Raw genomic sequence first — 16,327 nt, forward strand, 5'->3', positions numbered from 1 at the left:
ATATCTCAAGTCAAACAGCGATCCGGGGTGGGGGTCAGAAGGTGTAGTCCGCCGTCACGAAGAACGAGCGCGGCTCCCCCAGAATCCATTGCTGGCCGTCATTGTATTGGCTTACGGCATAGGTGCGGTCGAACAGGTTATTCAATTGCAGGCCCAATGTCGTGTTGCGCAGGGCTTTCCACGAAACAGTGGCGTCGACCACGGTGTAGCTGGGCAGCTCATTGCGGTTGGCCATGTCGGCGTAACGCGCATCCACATAACGCACGCCGGCCCCGGCACGGATGTCGTCGGTCACGGCCTTGCTGAGCCACAGGTTGGCGGTGCGGCGCGGCACGTCCACCGGGCGATTGCCGTCGCGCGAAACCTGCACGCCGCCGACGTCCTGCTGGAAGTCGTCGTACTGCGCCCGCACGATGGCCGCATTGGCCTGCAGTTGCCAGGCGTGGGGCAGTTGCAGGTCGAGGCTGGCCTCCAGGCCGTCGGAGGATTGCTGGCCCACCTGCTGTTTGAACTGCGGGTTGCCCGGTACATCGGTCAGCAGTTTCTTTTTGACGATATGGTAGGCCGCCAGGGTCCACTCGCCGCGCTGGTCCCAGAAGGCTTGCTTGATGCCGATTTCCGTCTGTTTGGCGGTGGACAGGTCGAACGCCTGTTGGCTTGAACTCAGGGAGATCAGGCCGCCGACCCCATCGGTGCTGGTGGCGTACTGGCCGTAGACCGAGGTGTCCGGGGTGAGGGTAAACACCAGGCCGGCCTTCCAGTTGTTGCCGGTGAGGGTCTTGTCGTTGCGTTCACCGCTGCGCAGTTCATCGCGGTCCAGGTGCACGTAGTCGCGACGGATGCCGGTGATCAGCGAGAGCCGGTCAGTCAGTTGCAGGCGGTTTTCCGCAAAGCCCGCGAACTGCTTGGTGGTGGTGGCGAACAGCGGCAGGAACGGGGTGGCACTTTCAAACGGTGCCTGGGCCGGGTGTTTCAGGTCAATGGGCTGACCGCCGGTCACTACGTCGGTAAACGGTGAATTGCTGGCCAGGCGGAAGCGGATGCGGTTGTATTCCACGCCGGTCACGGTCTGGCTGTCGAGGCCAAACAGGGTGTGTTTGAAGGTAAAGGTCTGGCGGTCGCCGACCTGTTCCTGGTTGTGCTTGATGCCGTAGAAGCCGCTGCGGGTCAGTTGCCCGGCACTGAAATTGTAGTTCTCGGCGTTCTGCCAGCGGCGCTGGGCCTTGAGGTAGTACAGCTCGTTGCGCGCGCTGACGCTGTCGTTGATCTGCCACTCGCTGCTCAGGCGGGTCCACTGGTCGTTGTAATGCTGGGTGTCGTTGCTGACGTTGTAGTTCTTGTCACGCAGGCCCTTGTGCAAGTGGCCGTTGAGCAGTGGTGTGCCGAAGTAGTTCTGCGGGCGCTGGTCGCCGTAGTCGTGGGCCAGGGTGAAGCTCAGGTTGTCGGCAGCCTGCCAGCGCAGGGCGCCGCTGGCAAAATCGCTGGCCGAGTCGCCACGGTCGATAAAACCATGGCTGCGCAGGCGATTGAGGTTCAGGCGATAGCTCAGGGTGTCGGTCAGCGAGCCGCCACTGTCCAGGGCCTGTTGCTGGCGATCATAGGAACCGTAGCCGAGACGGATGTGGTTTTCGATCTCGCCCTCAAAGGGCTTTTTCGCGACGGTATTGACCACCGCGCCGGTGGCACCTTCGCCATACAGCACCGATGCCGGGCCGCGCAGCACGTCCACGCGCTCGACGGCCCAGGTGTCGACCGGAAAGGTCGAGGTGCCCATGCCGTTGTAGAGGCGGTTGCCGTCATACAGTTGCATCACTGAGCCCTGGCCGGCAAAACCCCGAGCCTGCAGCGAGGTACCGCCGTCGCCCGGGGTGCCGGTGCGGCTGATGCCGGTGGCGCGGGAGATGGCGTCCTGCACACTGGCATCAGCGCGTTCACGGATCTGCTCGCCGGTCTGGCTTTCGACACTGCCGGGGGTTTGCAGGGCACTGAGGCCCAGGCGCGAACCGGCGGTGGTCGGGGTGTTGAGGTCGACCGGTGCGCTGTCCACCGCCGGGGCGGTCACGGGGCTGACGGGCAGGGTCAGTGCCTGGGCACTGTTGTGCAAGGCAAGCAGGCACAGGCCGCTGGCAAGGTACTTGTTCATCGGGCGGCAGATCGCTTCTTCGAGACGGTACTCGCCGCTGGGCGCGGCGAGTGGGGACAGTGCAATAAGTGTTATAAGTTAACACTTCTTACGTGGAGGATGAAAGCCCGCGTAAGACTACATAACGCCTCTATGTAGGGCATCTCGCCTACCTCATGCAGAAGATGAGGCCGATTCACGTTGCTTGAACAGGCGTGACAAGACCAGCCGATCCAATACCCAGACCACGATCAGCGAGGCGCCGACCAGCGGGAAAACAATCGCCAGGGCGAGCATGATCACCATCGCGGTTTTCCACTTCGGCAGGTCATGGCGCAACGGCGGAACCCCCAGGCCACCCTGTGGCCGGCGCTTCCACCAGATCACCAGGCCGCTGACCGAACTCAGCAGAATCATCAGGCACACCAGCAGCACAATGATCTGGTTGACCACGCCGAACATCTTGCCCTCGTGCAGCATCACCCCGGACTCGGTGACCCGCGCTACGGTGTTGTAGTGCTCCCAGCGCACATCGGCCAGGACCTTGCCGGTGTATTGGTCGACATGCAGGGTCGCATCATTGCGCGGGTCGTTGGCGAACACCGCGAGGGTGAACACGCCCGTGGCTGTGGTCGGGAACGTGATGCTGTAGCCCGGCTCGACCTGGCGTGCGGTGGCCAGGTCCACCAGCTGCTGCAGGCTGATTGTCGGGGCGGCAGGACCGTGGTGCATGCCGCCGTGCTGCATGTGCTCGGCATGCTCGCCGGACATCGGCATGGGGGTGTTTTCCATGGCCCAGGGCACGGTCTGTTGCGTGGCGGTATTGAGGCTGCGGGCTTGCTGGTCGGATTGCGGCACGTCGTTCCACATGGCGGCCGGGAAGCGGTTCCAAAGGTCGGCGTATTGCTTGCCCCAGAAGCCGGTCCAGGTCAGGCCGCTGAGGATCATCAGCAGCAGGAACGCCGCGCCCCAAAACCCGGTGACCGCGTGCAGGTCGCGCCAGAACAGGCGCCCGCGACTGCCCAGGCGTGGCCACAGGATCCCGGCGGCCGATCGGCCGCGCGGCCACCACAGGTACAGGCCGGACACCACCAGCATCACACCCCAGCCCGCCGCGAGTTCGATCAGGCGGTCGCCAGTGGTGCCGATCATCAACTCGCCATGCAGGGCACGCACGATGGCTTGCAGGTTGTAGGTCGCGTCCTGCTCCCCGAGCACGTTGCCGCGATAGGGGTCGACGAACACTGTCAGTTCGTGGCCGGCGTTGTGCAGGACAAATTGCGCGCTGCTGCTGGCGTCCACAGGTGGCAGGTATTTGCTGAGGGCGGCTTGGGGGTAGGCGGCCTTGGCGCGCTGCAATTGCTCGTCGGCGCTGAGGACATGCGCGGCGGGCTCGACCTTGAGCAGGTCGCCATACATCAACGGGTCCAGCTGGGGTTTGAACAGGTAGATGATGCCGGTCACTGCCAGCAACACCATGAAGGGCGCGACAAACAGCCCGGCGTAGAAATGCCAGCGCCAGGCCAGGTTGTAGAAGGAAATCTTTGGCGGGTTCATCAGGGTGCTCCGCAAGGTTTTTTATTTATAGGTAGGTCTGGAGGTACGGGCCTGTGTAGGAGCGAGCAAGCTCGCTCCTACACAAAGCCACCTGTTAGAAGCTCATATCCACCTTGGTCCAGAGCGTGCGCCCTGGTTCATTGATGGCTTGCGGGTCGTTGGCCGGGTAGCCGAAGCCAGCGTTGCCGGCCAGGTTCAAGTGTTCGGCATAGGCCTTGCCAAACAGGTTGTCGACGCCGGTGCTGACCTTGAAGTTCTTGTTGATGCGGTACGCCGCATTGAGGGAGAACACGCCAAAGCCACCGCTCTTGGCGAAGTCCTTGCCGACCACGTTGCCCTTGTTCTGGTCGATGCGGTTTTGTGCCGCCACCACGCGCCACAAGGCGCCGGCGCTCCAGTCGTCTTCGCTGTAGGTCAGGCCGAAGCGCGCGTCCAATGGCGGCATTTGTGGCAGGGCCTTGCCGTCACTGCTGTTTTTGCCCCAGGCGTAGGCCAGGGTGGCATCGGCTTTCCAATTGGCCGTCAGCTTGTAGGCTGCGCCCAATTCACCGCCCATGATCCGCGCGTCGATGTTCTGCGCCTGGGAGGTCATGCCCATCATCCCCGGGGTGTAGTTGAACAGGATGTAGTCGCGCACCTGGCCGACATACCCGGAGGCCCAGGCTTCCAAGTCAGCGGTTTTGTATTGCAGGCCGAAGTCCAGTTGGGTGGTTTTCTCTGGTTTGACTGCATCAAAGGCATTCAGCGAACCCGCTGGGCCTTTGCCGGGGGAGAACAGCTCCCAGTAGTCCGGGAAGCGTTCGGCGTGGCCGAGGCCGGCGTAGAGGGTCGTCGGGCTGTCGGCCAAGTCATGTTCATAACGTACGAAACCGGACGGCAGAGTGTCGGCGCGGGTATCGCCGGCGGTCGGGTTGGCGCGGCTCATCATGCCGCTGCCGGTGCGCTGGCGGTAATCCTTGGCCGAGGCGCGATCCAGGCGGGCGCCAGTGATCAGCCGGTCATTGTCGGCGGCGTACCAGGTCAACTCGCCAAACACCCCGTAGTTATGGAAGTCGGCGTCCTTGTTGCGCGGCAGGTTCTTGTAGGTGTCGACCCCGGCGCTGCTGCGCTGGCGATGTTCGTTGGTCTGTGCGTCGATACCGCTGATCAGTTGCACATCGGCCCAGCGCCAGGTGGCCTTGATCCGCGCGCCGAGGGTACGGCGGTCGACGTTGGAAGCCATGGGTCCGGCCATCATCCCGGTGCCCGACGGCGTGCGCAGGCTGTAGTTGTCCATCACGTGGTCGGCGTAGTTGTAGTAGACCTGCGCTTCGACCTTGTCCAGCACCTCGCCGATGTTGGATTTCTCGAAACGCAGGCCGAGGCTTTCGCGCAGGAACTGCGAGCCGTCCATGCCGCGCCCGGCGTAACGCGCTTCGCCATCGCCACGGCCGGCGGTGAGCTCCAGCAGGGTGTCGGCGTCCGGGGTCCAGCCGAGGGCGACGTCGCCGTTCCATTTGTCGTAGCGCGAGGCGACGGTGTCGTTGTTGCCGTCCTTGTAATCGTCGGAGTGAGCCTGGTTGCCGATCACGCGGATGTAGCCCAGTGAACCGCCGGCGGCGGCATCCACGACTTTGTCGAAGCGACCGTTGGAGCCGGCGAGGATGCTCGCATTGACTCGGGTGCCCAACTCGCCGAACTGCTCCGGCTCACGGTCGAACAGCACCGTACCGGCCGAGGCGCCCGGGCCCCAGAGCACGGTTTGCGGGCCTTTGATCACGGTCAGCTTGTCGTAGGTTTCCGGCGAGATATAGGAGGTGGGTGCGTCCATGCGGCCAGGGCAGGCGCCGAGCATCATGCTGCCGTTGGTGAGGATATTCAGGCGCGAGCCGAACATGCCGCGCAGCACCGGGTCGCCATTGGTGCCGCCATTGCGCACCAGGGCAAAGCCGGGGATGGTCTTGAGGTAGTCACCGCCATCACTGGCCGGCACTGGCTGGCGCGGGTCCTTGGGGTTGGTGACGATGGTCAGGGGGGAGCTGGGGGCGACGCCGGTAATCACTGTCGGGCTCAGCTCATTGTGGTGCTCGGCGTGTTCGTCGGCATACGCCTGTGGCGCCAACAGTGCGCCGCACAAAACGGCGAGCACAGGGGTACGTCCCATACGGGTGTCAGCAGGAAACCTGGACATAAAAATTCCATCAATCAGTCGTAAACAACACGGCCAGCAGCCTGCGGCTGTCTGTGTGAAGGCGGCCGTGCGAAGTTGTGTGTTATTGGCGGTCTACGACTGGCTGGGCGGGGCGCGGCTGCGGGCGCCGGGGAAAATGCTCTGCCGGGCATGGCCCAGGCGCGGTGCGGGGATCAGGCCAGTGGCCGGCGGCGGGCTGCCGAGGGCCACGAATGACACGCTGCCAGGCAGGGCCGGGCAACTGAACAACAGGCTGCAATAGCCGCATTTCTCCCACATCACGTGGTCGGCGGCGGGGGCCTTGGTGTGCTCGGCCGGGTGCTGGGGCGCGGCATGGCAGGTGTCGTCCATGGACATCTGCATGGACATGCCGGCGTGATGATCCATCGGCATCGCTTGGGAAATCAGCGGTCCGATAAAGATCATCAGCATGGCGAACAGGCTGATCCAACTGCCGCCCGCCAACCTCAAAGGCTGGCGGCGGCGCGTGGTCGACCTGTTGGCGCGAGCACCCATGGGGAGCGGCCTGGGCTGGTTAATGGGCGTGCTTGTGTCCGTGCTCGGCCATCGGCGGTACTTTTTGCACCGAGACTTGCACTTTTACCGGCCCGGCCTTTTCGAAGTTCAAGGTCAGCGGGAAGTGCTGGCCGTCGCGCAACTGGCTGCGATCTTTAAGATCCAGGAGCATCACGTGATAGGCCATCGGCGCAAAGGTCAGCTCGCCCTTGGACGGCACGGCCACGCTGGGCACCTGCTGCATCTTCATCAGGTCACCGTGCATCACATGCTCATGCAGCTCGGCCTTGGCCGCCACTGGCGTGTCGACACTGAGCAAGCGGTCCGGGGCTTCACCCTGGTTATGGATCACAAAGTAGGCGGCTACCGTCGGCGCATTGGGCGGCAATTCCTGTGACCAGGGGTCGCTCACCAGCAGGTCGCCGGCCTTGTAGTCATCGGCATTGGCGGCACTGAACGCAGGCAGCAGCAAGGCCGCCAGAAGCAGGGAAGATTTGAGCATGGCAGTTCTCCAGAACGATTCAAACGCAGTTCAATTGCGAAGTGATCAAACGGTAGGAGAGGCGCGGGGGCTGAGGCTCGGCCATTGCTGGCGCGGAGTCGGGGCTTGCAGGGCAGGCGATGGCAGGCCAGGCGCCGGGTCGATTCGTGTGAGATACAACTGCGGCACATGTCCCGGCAGCGCCACCAACGGCGCCGAGCCCGAACAGCACCAGCAATGCTGCATGCTGGAATGTTCGTCCTGCTGCGGCGCCGGTATATCCAGCGTGCCCAGGGACATCGCCACCAGCTTGCTGCCATTGGACGAACAGAAACTGCCCCACAGCAATTGCTCGGAAGGGCTTTTACCCTGTTGCATTGCCCCGGCCAATGGCATGGCAAACGCATTGAACAGCACTGCAAGGCAGGCGATCCAGGCAAATGCAAAGCGTTGACGGGCCATGGCGGACAATCCGTAGGGTTAAGCGATCAGGTGGGTATTTAGCCTGATCGGGGGGCATAAGTAAAAGTTGCTGGTGTGGTTTGGTGTCGCAGTGATGTCAGGTTATGCGACGGGAACGCCATGAACCTGCATATCGACCCCAAGTCCCTTTCGGAGTACCGCAAAGATTGCAGCCAGGTTATCCATGCTTGGGTTGCCATGAGCCGAAAGCATACGATGCAAGCTTTTGCTCGGTTTGGCCGTCTCCTTCGCCAAACTCTCAAAACCGACAGTGGCGTTGACCAGGTCGCGCAGAATGATGCGGGACAATTCTGGTTCGCCGTTGAGAAATAGCGTAGCAGCCTCGTCGAGAAGTGCCTGGGCAAACTCTGGGTCGCGCTGGGCGGCTTCGGCAATCGTAAGTTTATAACTACGGGTAAGTGCCATGCTGGCTACCTCTTTTGTTCCAGTTTTTTGTCGCGTTGATAATCGCGGATCAGCGACTTTGCAGTTTTGATATCTTTTTTCTGACTGGATTTGTCACCGCCGCCGAACAGGATGATGAGTCGCAGGCCCTCCCGTACCAAATAAATTCGATACCCCGGGCCCCAGTCGATCCGATACTCGCCCATTCCATCGAACCACTTGATATTGCTGGTGTTGCCCATTTCCAGCCGAAGCAATGATGTTGATACTTTAAGGCGTGCCTGGACACTCAGGGATAGAAACCATTGTTTGAATGGGCTGGTTTGGCCGCTGCGTTTATATTCTTCGATCTCAATCATCGCCCGCCTCGAAGGTAACAAATAGGTTACTTGTCAAGCAAGCGGGCGATCCTGACTTATTGAGTGAAACTTGCCAACGCTGTGAGTGTTTCTTGGGGCGTCAAAAACTCCCGATCCACCCCCGCCAACACCGGCCGCTGCAAAACCACCACCGGTATGCCGCGCTCGCGGGCCACTTCCAGCTTGGGTTCGGTGGCGCTGCTGCCGCTGTTCTTGCTGATCAGCACATCAATCCGCCGTCGTTCGAACAACGCCCGTTCATCCTCGATCAAAAACGGCCCACGGGCGCCGATTACTTCGCAGCGTTCGTTGCCGGGGTAGACGTCCAGGGCGCGCAAGGTCCAGAACTGCCCGGCGGGGATTTCATCGAGGTGTTGCAGCGGTTCGCGGCCGAGGGTGAACAGTGGGCGCTGGAAGGGTTTCAACGCCTCGATCAGCCCGGCCCAGTCACTGACTTCACGCCAGTCATCACCCGGTTGTGGCTGCCAGGCGGGACGGCGCAGGGCCCAGCAGGGGATCGTGCACAAGCGCGCGGCCTGGGCGGCGTTGGCGCTGATTTGTGCGGCGTAGGGATGGCTGGCGTCCAGCAGCAGGTCGATGCCCTGTTCGCGAATAAACTGCGCCAGCCCTGCGGCGCCGCCGTAACCACCGACGCGCACCTGGCACCTCAGGTCAGTGGGCACCCGGCCAATCCCGGCCAGGCTGTAGATATGCTGGGGCCCCAGGGTGCGGGCGATGGCCAGGGCTTCCGTCACGCCGCCCAGCAGCAGGATGCGCTTCATAGCGGCTTGAGCACTTCAAGCAAGGTGATGGGCAGCGCCTGGCGCCAGGTATCGAAGTCGCCCAGGGGCTGGGCCTGGGCCACGTGGATGCGGGTCAACTCGCCGCCGTGTTGCGCGCGCCAGGCCATCAGGGTCATTTCGCTTTGCAGGGTCACGGCATTGGCCACCAGCCGCCCACCAGGGCGCAGGTGTTGCCAGCAGGTGTCGAGCACGCCGTCGCGGGTCACGCCGCCGCCGATGAAAATCGCATCAGGCGCTTCCAGCCCTGCCAGGGCCTGGGGCGCGCTGCCGCGAATCAATTGCAGGCCAGGCACGCCGAGGGCGTCGCGGTTATGTTCGATCAGTTGCTGGCGGCCAGCGTCGGCTTCAATCGCCAGGGCGCGGCAGCTGGGATGGGCGCGCATCCACTCGATGCCGATGGAGCCGCTGCCGGCGCCGACGTCCCACAGCAATTCGCCCGGGGTGGGGGCGAGGCGCGCGAGGGTCATGGCTCGCACATCGCGCTTGGTCAGTTGGCCGTCATGCTTGAACGCTGAGTCCGGCAGGCCGGCCAGGCGCGACAGGCGTGGGGTATTGGCGTCGGCGAGGCAGTCGATGGCGGCCAGGTTCAGCGCGGCAATGGCTGGGTCTTGCCAGCTTTCGGCGTGGCCATCGATACGCCGTTCGGCCGCGCCACCGAGGTGTTCAAACACACTCAGGCGGCTCGGGCCAAACCCGCTGGCGCGCAGCAACGCGGCGATGGCCGTCGGGCTCTGGCCGTCGTTGCTCAACACCAGCAAGCGCACGCCGCTGGCCAGATGAGCATTGAGCGCGACCACCGGGCGGGCGACCACCGACAGTGTCACCACGTCCTGCAACGGCCAGCCCAGGCGCGCCGCCGCCAGTGACACCGACGAAGGCGCCGGCAGGATCAACAGCTCATCCGCCGCCACCTGCCTCGCCAGGCTGGCGCCGACGCCGTAGAACATCGGGTCGCCACTGGCCAGTACACACACCGGTTCAAAGCGCCGTGCCAGCAGCGGCTCCAGGGAAAACGGGCTGGGCCACAGCTCGCGTTCGCCGCGGATGCACACCGGCAGCAAATCCAGCTGGCGCTGGCCGCCGATGATACGAGAGGCGCGCAACAGAGCATGCCGGGCATTCCTGCCCAGGCCCTTGAAGCCATCTTCACCAATGCCTACTACTGTCAGCCAGGGCGACATATTGATTCCTTGAACGACATCCGACGGGCAGGCTTTTCATGCTGCCGGACAAAGCAGGCATAATACCGCGCCTTTACCCGTGAACCGGTAGCCCCCGTGAAGCCACTTCCTCTGTCCGCCAGCAAACGTCCCTCGGGTTGTCCGGGGTTGCTGCGTATTGTCCAGGCATTGGATGGCGGGATTTGCCGGATCAAACTGGCCGGTGGGGTCATCACCGCCGCGCAGGCGCTGGCCGTGGCACACGCCGCGCAGACCTACGCCGGCGGAGTGATCGAGGCGACCAACCGCGCCAACCTGCAGATCCGCGGCATTGGCCTGGGGCACGAGGGTTTGATCGCGCACCTGCTGGCCGCAGGCCTGGGCCCGACCACCGCTGCGGGCGATGATGTGCGCAATGTGATGCTCAGCCCCGGCGCGGGCATCGACCGCGACATGCTGCTGGACACCCGGCCCCTGGCGGAGCAGATCCTCGCCACCCTGCAAACCCATCCACGGTTCCATGAGTTGTCGGCCAAGTTCGCCGTGCAACTGGATGGCGGCGAAGCCCTGGCGATGCTCGAACATCATCATGACCTGTGGTTATCGGCTTACCCCACGCAGGGCCAGACCTTGTTGGCATTCGGCCTGGCCGGTTGCCCGGGGCATGACAGGCCGCTGGGCGCCGTACCCCTGGAGCAAGGCCATGAGTTGGTCGTGGCGGTGTTGGAACTGTTTCTTGAGCTGGCCCGACCCGACCAGAACCGCATGCGCGACCTGCTGACACACACGTCTGTGGATAACTTCGTTAGGCGCTTGCGCCTGCCGGTACTGCCCGCCGATGGCTATCGTCGCCGCGCCAACCCGAGCAGTTTGCGCCTTGGCACTTATCCACAGCGCCAACCGCAGCAGGTCTATGTGGCGGCGGTCACGCCATTAGGACGCCTGGACTCGAGCATGCTGCGTGGTGCCGCGCAACTGGCCCTCGAACAGGGTGACGGCACATTGCGCTTCACCCCGTGGCAAGGCCTGCTGCTGCCCAACCTGGCGCCGGACGCCGCCGTGCGCGTGACGACGGGCCTGGCGCAATTGGGCTTCCTCTGTTCCGCCGACCAGGCCCTGGCGCGGCTGATTGCCTGCACCGGTTCCAGCGGCTGCGCCAAGGCCCTGGCCGACACCAAGGCCGACGCCCTGCACCTGGCCACGCTGCTCCAGGACCATGGCCTTGATGTGCACCTGTCTGGCTGCCCACGCACCTGCGCTGCGGCACACATTGCCCCGATTACCCTGCTGGCAGTGGGCACCGGGCACTACGACCTCTATTTTCGCGATGCAGGCCAGCCGGGTTTCGGCCGCCTGCACGCGCACAACCTTTCTATTGAAGCGGCGGGCGCCGTGTTGCGTGCCTGTCCACGGAGCAACACCGATGATTGATTACATCCGCGACGGTCAGGAGATCTATCGCAACTCCTTTGCGATCATTCGCGCAGAGGCCAAGCTGGATCGCATCCCGGCCGACCTGGAAAAACTCGCCGTGCGGGTGATTCACGCCTGCGGCATGGTCGAGGCTATCGACGGTTTGCAGTTTTCTGAAGGCGCGGGCAAAGCCGGCCGTGAGGCCCTGGCCGCCGGTGCGCCGATCCTGTGCGATGCGCGGATGGTCTCCGAAGGCGTGACCCGTGCGCGCCTGCCTGCCAATAACCCAGTGATCTGCACCTTGCGTGACGATAGCGTGCCGGAGCTGGCGCGGGAGCTGGGTAACACCCGTTCCGCTGCCGCCCTGGAACTGTGGCGCCCGCACCTGGCAGGCAGTGTGGTGGTGATCGGCAACGCGCCGACTGCTTTGTTCTATCTGTTGGAAATGCTCGACGCCGGCGCCCCCAAACCGGCGCTGATCCTCGGTTTCCCGGTGGGCTTTGTCGGCGCCGCCGAGTCCAAGGCGATGCTCGCCGCAGACAGCCGTGGCGTGCCGTTTGTGATCATGCAAGGCCGCCTGGGCGGCAGTGCGATGGCCGCCGCAGCGGTCAACGCCCTGGCCACGGAGGTCGAATGATGCAGGCACGTGGACGATTGATCGGCCTGGGCGTCGGCCCCGGCGACCCGGAACTGATTACCCTCAAGGCCCTGCGCCTGCTGCGCGAATCGCCGGTGGTGGCGTACTTCGTCGCCAAGGGCAAAAAGGGCAATGCGTTCGGCATTATCGAAGAACACCTGGTGCCCCAGCAGACGCTGATGCCGCTGGTGTACCCGGTGACCACCGAAGCCTTGCCGGCGCCGCTGTCCTATGAACAGGTGATCAGCGATTTCTACGACGCGGCCAGTGTTGATGTGGCCGCGCATCTGGATGCCGGGCGCGATGTGGCGGTGATCTGCGAAGGCGACCCGTTCTTCTACGGCTCCTACATGTACCTGCATGACCGCCTCGCCGAGCGCTATGACGCCCAAGTCATCCCCGGCGTGTGCTCGATGCTCGGCGGTGCCTCGGTGCTGGGTGCGCCGTTGGTGTATCGCAACCAGAGCCTGTCGGTATTGTCCGGGGTGCTGCCCCACGACGAACTCAAACGCCGCCTGGCGGATGCCGATGCGGCGGTGATCATGAAGCTGGGACGCAACTTCACCAAGGTGCGCCAGGTGCTGGAGGAACTGGGGCTGGCCGGGCGTGCGCTGTATGTGGAACGCGCCACCATGGCCAACCAGAAAATCGTCGCGCTGGATCAGGTCGAACCCATGTCTTCGCCATATTTCTCGTTGATTATCGTGCCGGGCGAAAGGTGGCAAGGGTGATGACGCCGGCGATCGTCATTCTCGGCCAGGGCAGCCTCGCCACCGCGCGCAGCATCCAGCAGGTGTACCCCGGCGCCTTGATCCACGGCCTGGCCGGCCGGGTGGAAGGCGCCGACCAGGCCTACAGCGAATTTGGCGCGACCGTGCGCCAGTTGTATCAACAGGGCACGCCGATCATTGCCCTGTGCGCGGCCGGGATTGTGATTCGCACCTTGGCGGCGCTGTTGCTGGAGAAAGGCGAAGAGCCGGCGGTGCTGGCCGTCGCTGAAGACGGCAGTGCGGTGGTGCCGTTGCTCGGCGGCCTGGGCGGGGTGAATATCATGGCGCGGGAAATCGCGGCGGCCCTGGGGGTGGCGGCTGCGATTACCACCAGTGGTGAACTGCGCTTTGGCACCTGCCTGCTCAACCCGCCCCAGGGTTATCAGTTGGCGGACCTTGAGCTGGGCAAGCGTTTTGTCTCGGACTTGCTGGCTGGCGAACAGGTGCGCATTGAAGGCGCCGCACCATGGCTGGAGCAGGCCAACCTGCCGCAGGACCAGCAGGCGCGCCTGAGCATTCATGTCGGCAGTGCCGAGCGCGTGCCGGCGGCCAATGAGCTGCTGATCTATCCGAAAAACACTTGGGTCACCTGCCGCCCCGGCGTCGGATTGGCCGCGCGGGTGCGCCAGGCGTTGCAGCAGGACGGCATCGCCGTGCAGTCCCTGGCGTGCCTGCTGGCCGATGACGCCGACATGGCCAGTGGCGAACTGCATGAGGCGGCGCTGGAACTGGGCGTGCCGCTGCGCTTTACGGCGCTGGCGGCAGGCCCCGATATCATCATCCACTCGGCCGCCGGGCCCGTGGACCTGGCGCAACTGGGCCGCCCCCGTGGCCGTCTCGCCGTGATCGGCCTGGGCCCCGGCGCAGCCGAGTTGATGGTGCCGGCTGTCAAGGCAGAACTGGCGCGCTGCACCGATGTGCTGGGTTACGAAACCTATGTGCGCATGGCCGGGCCGTTTCGCGCCGACCAGGTGCAGCACTGCACCGATAACCGCGAAGAGATGCAACGGGCACGGCATGCTTTCGAGCTGGCGGCCCAGGGGCGTTCGGTGGTGGTGGTGTCTTCCGGCGACCCAGGGGTGTTCGCCATGGCTGCGGCGGTGCTGGAGGCGCTGCACGAATCCAGCGACCCGGCCTGGCAGCGGGTCGAGCTGGAGATTTTGCCGGGGGTCTCGGCGTCCCTCGCCACCGCGGCCCAGGCGGGTGCGCCGTTGGGCCATGACTTCTGCGTGATGTCGCTGTCGGACAACCTCAAGCCTTGGTCCATCATCGAGAAACGCCTGGACCTGGCCTGCCAGGCCGACCTGGCTTTGGCGTTCTACAACCCCATCTCCCGTTCGCGCCCATGGCAATTGGGGCGTGCCCTGGAAATCGTCGCCCAGCACCGCCTCGCCGCCACGCCGGTAGTGCTGGGGCGCGATATCGGTCGCCCCGGGCAAACGCTGCGCACCACCACCCTGGGCCAACTGACCCCGGACCAGGTGGACATGCGCACCATGGTGCTGATCGGTTCGTCCACCACCTGCGCGTTCCCTCGGGTGGGCGGTGGTGAGTGGGTGTACACGCCACGCTGGTATGGCGAGAAACCGGCCTCCTGAAACGGCAGCGGCCCCGCAATGGGGCCGCTGATCTGTCAGAAAAGGCTAATCATTGATGACAGAAACCTCTGTGTTCTGCCGCGTCATTTCGCAATGCCATTAACGGTTCCTCTCTTTCAGTTGCAGAAAGTAAGCCTGCGATTATCAGGCGTCACCCCATCCCCAGTATTTACGCGGGGTGCAACAAACTCTGATTTTTCCTACGGTGAAATGACGCTCTCCGTACCCCCTGAAAAAAGTTCAATCACGCGACTAGTGTTTCTTGTAAGCCCATGTGGGTTTTTGTGGAGAAACAGTTATGGAGCGCAAACATAAACGAATCAATCTGGCTAAAAAGAACAAGCTGATCGCGGCGTACCGACTGCCGCTGAGCAGCCGGCCGGCGGGTTCGCCGGCGCCGGTGCAGGCTGACGGCGACCTGAATGGCGCGGTGATCAATAACAGTGTGTTTTCGTTTGTCGCGGGCATGAGCCGCCTCAACAAGGAATACACCCGCAAGAGTTACCTGTTGGCCAGCAGCTACGTGAGTGATGTGCTGAAAGTGGGGCGCGGCACGCAGGCCTGGTACGACGAGTTCATCAAGGTCATGGGCAACCTGGGGTGGCTGCCGATACGCAGCAGTTTCGAGCGCGTCACCACCTCCGTGAAGGGCCTGAGCGTGCAGGTGGCGGCGCTGAATATCATCACCTCCACGGTGGCCTCGACGTTTCTGTCAGGCTCCCTGGCGATGGTGCTGCCCAAGTTGGCGGCGGATGCTTTCGACGCCTTGAAACAGCTGTCGGCACCCTTTGATCTGTTCAAGCGCAACATCGTCAACCATGAGGGCGGCGACTTTGGCCTGGCGTCCTGTTCCGAGGTTGACGGTGAGGTGCTGATGGTGCTGGTGACCTACAGCGCCCAGGGCGTCAGCAAGAAAGTGGGGGTGCCGTTTTTTGAATGGGACAGCTCCACGGTCGAAGCCTACAGCGGCCAGACCTGCCTGATGCTCAACCCTGCCGTGGTCAACGACGCAACCCTCCAGCAGTTGCGTGAGAGTGCGGGCGACAAGGTCTTGCTGGCCATCGCCCAATACCGGATCTGACCGGGGCCTCAGGGCACCAGGTAACCGCGTACGCCGGTAAAGATGATCTGCGCCGCCAGCGCACAGACGAACAAGCCCATCAGGCGGCTGACAATCTGCAGCCCTTGGTCGCCGAGGATGCGTTCGATGCGGTTGGACAGATACAGCACCACGCCCACTGTCAGGCTGGCCAGGGCGATGCTGAGAATGGCCATGAGCTTGTCATCCCAATGGGGCTGGCTGACGCCCATTACCAGCAGTGCGCCGATGGTGCCGGGGCCGACGGTCAAGGGGATGGTCAGGGGGACGATAGTCACGTCCTGCTGCACATTGTCGGTCTGCACTGCCGACTTGCCCTGGGCCATGCCCAGGGCGGAGATAAACAGCACACTGCCGGCGCCGATGCGGAAGGCGTCCACGGTGATGCCAAATACACTGAAAATCACCCGGCCAAACAGGTAGAGCAACACGCTCGACACCAGCGTCGCCAGGGCGACCTTCCAGGCCAGGCGTCGCCGCTCCTTGCTGGAATAGCCCCGGGTCAGGCTGATAAAGCAGGACAGGACGAAGAAGGGGCTATACAGCACCAGCATCTTCAAATAAACGCTGAACAACACGTGGAGCATGGTGGGAGCTCACAGCGAAGGAAGGGCGAGGGGGAGTTTATCAGGCTTGTGGGCCAGAAGGCGCGACTGCGAACCAATGTGGGAGTGGGCTTGTGTGGGAGCTGGCTTGCCTGCGATGCAGGCACCCTGGTTTTTCAGTTGCACCGAGGTGATGCTATCGCAGGCAAGCCAGCTCCCACACAAGCCAG

Annotated in this window: 16 protein-coding genes; 5 read left to right on the forward strand and 11 right to left on the reverse strand. The window is 63.6% G+C overall.

Annotated features, from left to right (window positions below):
• Window positions 1-34: 34 nt before the first annotated feature.
• The 10 genes from HU773_RS03675 to cbiE form a co-directional block, all read right to left on the reverse strand.
• Window positions 35-2,143, reverse strand: a complete 2,109-nt coding sequence (locus HU773_RS03675; protein WP_186625839.1) for a TonB-dependent receptor — start codon at window positions 2,141-2,143, stop codon at window positions 35-37.
• Between the two features lie 153 nt (window positions 2,144-2,296).
• Window positions 2,297-3,679, reverse strand: coding sequence for a PepSY-associated TM helix domain-containing protein (locus tag HU773_RS03680; RefSeq protein WP_057958196.1), 1,383 nt, complete (start codon window positions 3,677-3,679; stop codon window positions 2,297-2,299).
• 94 nt (window positions 3,680-3,773) lie between these two features.
• Window positions 3,774-5,849, reverse strand: a complete 2,076-nt coding sequence (locus tag HU773_RS03685) for a TonB-dependent copper receptor (protein ID WP_057958197.1) — start codon at window positions 5,847-5,849, stop codon at window positions 3,774-3,776.
• 93 nt (window positions 5,850-5,942) lie between these two features.
• Window positions 5,943-6,365, reverse strand: a complete 423-nt coding sequence (locus tag HU773_RS03690) for a DUF2946 domain-containing protein (RefSeq protein WP_128593122.1) — start codon at window positions 6,363-6,365, stop codon at window positions 5,943-5,945.
• Window positions 6,366-6,384: 19 nt separating this feature from the next.
• Window positions 6,385-6,867 (reverse strand): copper chaperone PCu(A)C, encoded by a 483-nt coding sequence (locus HU773_RS03695; protein ID WP_115127288.1) that lies wholly within the window; start codon window positions 6,865-6,867, stop codon window positions 6,385-6,387.
• Between the two features lie 45 nt (window positions 6,868-6,912).
• Complete coding sequence (locus HU773_RS03700) at window positions 6,913-7,308, reverse strand: DUF2946 domain-containing protein (RefSeq protein ID WP_169959867.1); 396 nt, start codon at window positions 7,306-7,308, stop codon at window positions 6,913-6,915.
• 102 nt (window positions 7,309-7,410) lie between these two features.
• Window positions 7,411-7,734, reverse strand: coding sequence for a helix-turn-helix domain-containing transcriptional regulator (locus HU773_RS03705; RefSeq protein WP_057958200.1), 324 nt, complete (start codon window positions 7,732-7,734; stop codon window positions 7,411-7,413).
• A 5-nt stretch (window positions 7,735-7,739) separates the two neighbouring features.
• The gene (locus HU773_RS03710) at window positions 7,740-8,072 is read right to left on the reverse strand and encodes a type II toxin-antitoxin system RelE/ParE family toxin (protein ID WP_057958201.1); all 333 of its coding nucleotides are present in this window, start codon (window positions 8,070-8,072) and stop codon (window positions 7,740-7,742) included.
• 56 nt (window positions 8,073-8,128) lie between these two features.
• Window positions 8,129-8,854 carry a cobalt-precorrin-6A reductase gene (locus HU773_RS03715; protein WP_057958202.1) on the reverse strand — a complete coding sequence of 242 codons (726 nt, stop codon included), beginning with the start codon at window positions 8,852-8,854 and terminating at the stop codon, window positions 8,129-8,131.
• Window positions 8,851-10,056, reverse strand: a complete 1,206-nt coding sequence (cbiE, locus tag HU773_RS03720; protein ID WP_186625838.1) for a precorrin-6y C5,15-methyltransferase (decarboxylating) subunit CbiE — start codon at window positions 10,054-10,056, stop codon at window positions 8,851-8,853. Before cbiE ends, HU773_RS03715 begins: the two co-directional genes overlap by 4 nt.
• Before the next feature lie 111 nt (window positions 10,057-10,167).
• Between cbiE and cobG the strand changes: the two genes are divergently transcribed.
• The 5 genes from cobG to HU773_RS03745 all read left to right on the forward strand — a co-directional run bounded on the left by cobG (window position 10,168) and on the right by HU773_RS03745 (window position 15,534).
• Window positions 10,168-11,466, forward strand: coding sequence for a precorrin-3B synthase (cobG, locus tag HU773_RS03725; protein WP_186625848.1), 1,299 nt, complete (start codon window positions 10,168-10,170; stop codon window positions 11,464-11,466).
• Window positions 11,459-12,085 carry a precorrin-8X methylmutase gene (locus tag HU773_RS03730; RefSeq protein ID WP_057437540.1) on the forward strand — a complete coding sequence of 209 codons (627 nt, stop codon included), beginning with the start codon at window positions 11,459-11,461 and terminating at the stop codon, window positions 12,083-12,085. Before cobG ends, HU773_RS03730 begins: the two co-directional genes overlap by 8 nt.
• Entirely contained in the window at window positions 12,082-12,816 is a 735-nt protein-coding gene (locus HU773_RS03735; RefSeq protein WP_370694595.1) for a precorrin-2 C(20)-methyltransferase, read from the forward strand. The genes HU773_RS03730 and HU773_RS03735 overlap by 4 nt, the downstream gene beginning before the upstream one ends.
• On the forward strand, window positions 12,816-14,453 hold the full coding sequence (gene cobJ, locus HU773_RS03740) for a precorrin-3B C(17)-methyltransferase (RefSeq protein ID WP_115127292.1): 1,638 nt from the start codon (window positions 12,816-12,818) through the stop codon (window positions 14,451-14,453). The genes HU773_RS03735 and cobJ overlap by 1 nt, the downstream gene beginning before the upstream one ends.
• Before the next feature lie 298 nt (window positions 14,454-14,751).
• Window positions 14,752-15,534 (forward strand): hypothetical protein, encoded by a 783-nt coding sequence (locus tag HU773_RS03745; protein WP_120731444.1) that lies wholly within the window; start codon window positions 14,752-14,754, stop codon window positions 15,532-15,534.
• 8 nt (window positions 15,535-15,542) lie between these two features.
• Here HU773_RS03745 and HU773_RS03750 read toward each other — a convergent pair whose 3' ends face one another.
• Window positions 15,543-16,139: a MarC family protein gene (locus HU773_RS03750; protein WP_057437546.1), complete on the reverse strand. Its 597-nt coding sequence runs from the start codon at window positions 16,137-16,139 to the stop codon at window positions 15,543-15,545.
• Window positions 16,140-16,327 lie beyond the last annotated feature (188 nt).

This window comes from Pseudomonas shahriarae (assembly GCF_014268455.2).
Taxonomy (GTDB): Bacteria; Pseudomonadota; Gammaproteobacteria; order Pseudomonadales; family Pseudomonadaceae; genus Aquipseudomonas; species Aquipseudomonas shahriarae.